The sequence below is a fragment of the Lysobacter enzymogenes genome (assembly GCF_017168095.1).
Taxonomy (GTDB): Bacteria; Pseudomonadota; Gammaproteobacteria; order Xanthomonadales; family Xanthomonadaceae; genus Lysobacter; species Lysobacter enzymogenes_D.
This window is the reverse complement of sequence record NZ_LXSD01000146.1, coordinates 1-4,226: the sequence shown is the minus strand read 5'-3', so window position 1 is coordinate 4,226 and position 4,226 is coordinate 1. Positions and strand designations below refer to the sequence as shown.

The window sequence follows — 4,226 nt, the reverse complement described above, 5'->3', positions numbered from 1 at the left end:
TGCCGCCGCCGCCGCGACCGACGCCGCCGCTGCCGGCGCCGCCGACGCTGCCGCCAAGGCCGCCAACGCCACCGCCGACGCTGCGCAGAAGGTCGCCGACAAGGCCGACGCCGCTGCCGCCGACGCGAAGAAGGAAGAAGCCAAGCACTAATCGGCTTGCGCTCTGGTTCGCTGAAAGGCCCGCCTCGTGCGGGCCTTTCTTTTTGCGCGGCGGCTGGGCGGTAGTTTGAATGTGGAAGGTGCTTCAGCCCCGAAGCTCGCGGCTGTTGTGGGAGGGGCTTCAGCCCCGATGGCTTTCGCTCAGGCGACGGCGAATTGACACAAGAGCTTCGGGGCTGAAGCCCCTCCTACAACAGGGCCGCAGCCCTCCGCAGCGATGCGGGCCGCGCTGCCGAAAACGCTCCTGCCGCAACGGCCCGCTCCCGCCGCGCTCACGCAAACCAAGCTCGCATGCCGCATTGCGTGCGCATACGCCGGCGTTTGCCGCGGCTTCGCCCGCACAGGCCATTGGCCGGCGCTGGCGCTTTGTGTTTTGATGCCGCGTCTCCCGCTTCCGGCCGTGCCCGCAATGCCCGCGATCACTTCCCAGCTCGACCCGCGCTCGCAGGATTTCCGCGACAACGTGGCCTACCACCGCGCCCTGGTCGAAGAGCTCGATGCGCGTCTGGCGCGCGCCGCCCACGGCGGCGGCGACAAGGCCCGGGCCAAGCACACCGAGCGCGGCAAGCTGCTCGCGCGCGACCGCATCGCCGCCCTGCTCGACCCGGGCTCGCCGTTCCTGGAAATCGCGCCGCTCGCGGCCGAAGGCATGTACGACGACGCAGCGCCGGCCGCCGGCATGGTCGCCGGCATCGGCCGGGTGCAGGGCCTGGAAGTGGTGATCGTCGCCAACGACGCCACGGTCAAGGGCGGCACCTATTTCCCGATGACGGTGAAGAAGCACCTGCGCGCGCAGGAGATCGCGCGCGAGAACCGCCTGCCGTGCGTGTACCTGGTCGACTCCGGCGGCGCGTTCCTGCCGCTGCAGGACGAGGTGTTCCCGGACAAGGAGCACTTCGGCCGCATCTTCTACAACCAGGCGCGGCTGAGCGCGGAGAACATTCCGCAGGTCGCCGTGGTCATGGGCAGTTGCACCGCCGGCGGCGCCTACGTGCCGGCGATGTGCGACGAGTCGGTGATCGTCAAGGAACAGGGCACGATCTTCCTCGGCGGCCCGCCGCTGGTGAAGGCCGCCACCGGCGAAGTGGTCGACGCCGAAGCGCTCGGCGGCGCCGACGTGCACACCTCCGTATCGGGCGTGGCCGACCATTTCGCCCAGGACGACCGCCACGCGCTGCAGATCGCGCGCGACATCGTCGCCACCTTCAACCGCAAGAAGACCTTGCCGGTCGCCGCGCAGCCCGCGCGCGAGCCGCTGTATCCGGCCGAAGAGCTGTACGGCATCGTGCCCAAGGACACGCGCAAGCCCTTCGACATCCGCGAGGCGATCGCGCGCATCGTCGACGGCAGCGAGCTGCAGGAATTCAAGGCGCGCTACGGCAAGACCTTGGTCACCGGCTTCGCCCACCTGCACGGCTATCCGGTCGGCATCGTCGCCAACAACGGCATCCTGTTCGCCGAGAGCGCGCTCAAGGGCGCGCACTTCATCGAGCTGTGCAACCAGCGCGGCATCCCGCTGGTGTTCCTGCAGAACATCACCGGCTTCATGGTCGGCAAGAAGTACGAGAACGCCGGCATCGCCAAGGACGGGGCCAAGATGGTCACCGCGGTGGCGTGCTCGCACGTGCCCAAGTTCACCGTGGTGATCGGCGGCAGCTTCGGCGCCGGCAACTACGCCATGTGCGGCCGCGCGTACGGCGCGCGCTTCCTGTGGATGTGGCCGAACGCGCGCATCAGCGTGATGGGCGGCGAGCAGGCCGCCTCGGTGCTGGCCACCGTGCGCCGCGACGGCATCGAGGCCCAGGGCAAGCAGTGGTCGGCCGAAGAGGAAGACAACTTCAAGTCGCCGATCCGCGAGCAGTACGAGACCCAGGGCAACCCCTACTACGCCACCGCGCGGCTGTGGGACGACGGCATCATCGACCCGGCCGACACCCGCCGCGTGCTCGGCCTGGGGCTGTCGGCCAGCCTCAACGCGCCGATCGAAGACCGCACTCGCTTCGGCGTGTTCCGCATGTAATTCTGTGCGCTCCATCGCAAGGGACTGTGGCTTCGCATGATCGTCGGCATCGACCTGGGCACCACGCATTCGCTGATCGGCGCGTACGCGCCGGACGGCCCGCGGCTCATCCGCAACGCCCTGGGCTCGCTGCTGACGCCCTCGGCGGTGAGCCTGGGCGACGACGGCAGCATCATCGTCGGCCAGGCCGCGCGCGAGCGGCTGGTGTCGCATCCGCGCCAGAGCGTGGCCGCGTTCAAGCGCTGGATGGGCAGCGACCGGGTCACCACGCTGGGCCCGCACCGCCTGCGTCCGGAAGAGCTGTCGGCGCTGGTGCTCAAGTCGCTGATCGCCGACGCCGAGGCCGAGCTGGGCGAGAAGGTGCGCGAGGCGGTCGTCAGCGTGCCGGCCTACTTCTCCGACAGCCAGCGCAAGGCCACCCGCATCGCCGGCGAGCTGGCCGGGATCAAGGTCGAGCGGCTGATCAACGAACCCACCGCCGCGGCGCTGGCCTACGGCCTGCAGCAGAGCGACGACGGCGGCCGCTACCTGATCTTCGACCTCGGCGGCGGCACCTTCGACGTGTCGATCCTGGAGCTGTTCGACGGGATCATGGAAGTGCACGCCAGCGCCGGCGACAACTTCCTCGGCGGCGAGGATTTCTCGCGCGCCCTGCTCGACGGCTTCCTGCGCGAACACGGCCTGTCGGCCAGCGCGCTGCCGCTGGGCGAGCTGGCGGTGCTGGAACGGCGCATCGAGACGTTCAAGCAACAGCTCGCCCACAACGGCGAGGCCCAGCTCGAGCTCGCCCTGGCCGGCCAGGCGCGCGCCTGGCGCCTGGACGAGGACGGCTTCGCCCGCCTGTGCGAACCGCTGGTGCAGCGCCTGCGCGCGCCGCTGGAGCGGGCGATGCGCGACGCCAAGCTGACCCCGGCCCAGCTCGACCAGATCGTCCTGGTCGGCGGCGCCTCGCGCATGCCGCTGTGCGCCAGGCTGGTCTCGCGCATGTTCGGCCGACTGCCGCTGCGCCATCTCAATCCGGACGAGGCCATCGCCCACGGCGCCTGCGTCGCGGCCGGAATGAAGGCGCGCGACCAGAGCCTGGAAGAGGTGGTGCTGACCGACGTGTGCCCGCACAGCCTCGGCGTGAGCACCGGCCAGGAAGTCGACGGGCGCTTCGTCAGCGGGCTGTTCTCGCCGATCATCCACCGCAACAGCACGGTGCCGGTGAGCCGGGTCGAGCGCTATTTCCCGATCCACGACCAGCAGCGCAAGGTCGAGCTGGAGATCTACCAGGGCGAAAGCCCGCGGGTGGAGAACAACGTGCGGCTGGGCGCGATCACCATCGAGCTGCCGGCCAAGGCGCGCCACGACAATCCCATCGACGTGCGCTTCACCTACGACATCAACGGCCTGCTGCAGGTCGAGGCCGAAGCGGTCGCCAGCGGCCTTAAGCGCGAAGTGATCCTGGAGAAGAACCCCGGCGTGCTCAGCCCGGAGCAGATCCGCGAGCGGCTGCAGGCGCTGGCGGCGCTGAAGGTGCATCCGCGCGAGCACCAGGAGAACGTCGCGTTGATCGCGCGCGCCGAGCGTTTGTACGAAGAGCTGCTGTGGGCGCGCGAACAGGTGCAGGTGGCGCTGGTCCGCTTCCGCGGCCTGCTCGACCTGCAGGACGACGCGCTGATCGCCGAACACCGCGTCGAGTTCGCCCGCTTCCTCGACGCGGTCGAGGCGCAGGCCGGCGGCGCATGAACCCGTTCGCCGCGCTGGGCCTGGCCGCGGACGCGGACGAGGCGCAGATCAAGCGCGCCTACGCCAAGCTGCTGCGCGCGAACCGGCCCGACGACGATCCGGCCGGGTTCCAGCGCTTGAACGAGGCGTATCGGCACTGCCTGGAATGGGCGCGCCGGCGCGCTGCGGCCGCGGCTGAGCTTACGGCGGACGGCTACGAGGACGAAGCGGAGGCCGAGGACGAAGCCGACGGCCACGGCGAGAGCGCGCAGCGGCTGCGGATGCCGCCGGCGCCGCGGCCGCCGCCGATCCCGGTCGCGCCCGCGCAGGGCCCCAG

At 70.4% G+C, this 4,226-nt stretch carries 2 protein-coding genes and 1 pseudogene; all 3 read left to right on the top strand.

Going from position 1 to position 4,226, the window contains the following annotated elements:
* Nucleotides 1–568: 568 nt before the first annotated feature.
* Nucleotides 569–2,179 carry a carboxyl transferase domain-containing protein gene (locus A7A76_RS04130; RefSeq protein ID WP_206410006.1) on the top strand — a complete coding sequence of 537 codons (1,611 nt, stop codon included), beginning with the start codon at nucleotides 569–571 and terminating at the stop codon, nucleotides 2,177–2,179.
* Nucleotides 2,180–2,215: 36 nt separating this feature from the next.
* Nucleotides 2,216–3,910, top strand: a complete 1,695-nt coding sequence (locus tag A7A76_RS04125) for a molecular chaperone HscC (protein WP_206410005.1) — start codon at nucleotides 2,216–2,218, stop codon at nucleotides 3,908–3,910.
* Nucleotides 3,907–4,226 (top strand): annotated as a pseudogene (locus A7A76_RS04120) (J domain-containing protein); the annotation flags it as partial. The gene A7A76_RS04125 and the pseudogene A7A76_RS04120, both read left to right, overlap by 4 nt.